Origin of the sequence: Ramlibacter aquaticus (assembly GCF_015159745.1) — a bacterium.
Lineage (GTDB): Bacteria > Pseudomonadota > Gammaproteobacteria > Burkholderiales > Burkholderiaceae_C > Ramlibacter > Ramlibacter aquaticus.
Genome location: NZ_JADDOJ010000198.1, coordinates 1 through 437, shown reverse-complemented (window position 1 = coordinate 437; position 437 = coordinate 1). Strand labels below are relative to the sequence as shown.

General features: G+C 70.9%; 1 protein-coding gene. It reads right to left on the bottom strand.

From position 1 onward, the window contains the following. Window positions 1-437, bottom strand: a 437-nt coding sequence (locus IM725_RS20100; protein ID WP_456096403.1) for a capsular polysaccharide export protein, LipB/KpsS family, incomplete at both ends; no start/stop codon positions are given.

Below are 437 nucleotides of genomic sequence, written 5' to 3'. Positions count from 1 at the left end.
AGCCGGTCGAGCAGCTGCTCGGGGCTGCAGGGTTTCATGGCCACGGGGTCTAGGTAGCGCGAATAGAGGATCATCGCCCCTGCCACCAACTCGTCCAGGGTGAGCCTGCGGCCGCGGTCGGCTCCCGGCGCCAGATCCTCGGACAGGCCCCAGCCCGAGTAGAACGGGCGGCCATGAGTCGCCACGGTGAGCCCGCGGATCAGCGCCTCGAAGCCCGCCAGCGAGGTCATGGTCTCGACGTGGTGGACCCGGTCGAGCAGGTCGACGATGCTGACCCCCGCCACGATCCGGTCGGCGAGCGCCAGCGCCTCCGCCTCCGGAATGATGCCGGGGCGGAACCCCGCCTCGACGTCGGGGTGAGGCTTATAGAGCAGGAAGGCGTCGGGGTTGCGCCGCCGTGCGGCCTCGAGCAGTGCCCGGTTCGACCGGACCAGCGG